The 391-nt window shown below is 45.8% G+C and carries 2 tRNA genes and 1 rRNA gene; all 3 read left to right on the top strand.

The window, feature by feature from the left end:
• Positions 1-52: ribosomal RNA gene (locus tag ACRYI5_RS11060) — 16S ribosomal RNA — on the top strand; the annotation flags it as partial.
• Between the two features lie 74 nt (positions 53-126).
• Positions 127-200: transfer RNA gene (locus ACRYI5_RS11065), tRNA-Ile, on the top strand.
• Between the two features lie 20 nt (positions 201-220).
• Positions 221-293, top strand: a tRNA-Ala gene (locus ACRYI5_RS11070).
• Positions 294-391: the final 98 nt, after the last annotated feature.

Here is a 391-nt window from a genome sequence, read left to right on the forward strand (position 1 = left end):
GAAGTCGTAACAAGGTAGCCGTAGGAGAACCTGCGGCTGGATCACCTCCTTTCTAAGGAAATAATTCGGAAACCTACGCATTGTTGAAACGTTGTTCAGTTTTGAGGGATTTACCTCAAAAAGATTGGGCGCATAGCTCAGCTGGTTAGAGCGCACGCCTGATAAGCGTGAGGTCGGTGGTTCGAGTCCACTTGTGCCCATCGGCCTGACTAGACAACATGGGGAATTAGCTCAGATGGGAGAGCACCTGCTTTGCAAGCAGGGGGTCAACGGTTCGATCCCGTTATTCTCCATTGATCACGAAGTGATCAAGTGTTGCACATTGAAAACTGAATCATGATTCTTTTTATTATTATTAAAAACCGAGAACACCGCGTTTTTTGAGTTTTTT

The organism is Furfurilactobacillus sp. WILCCON 0119 (assembly GCF_053471565.1).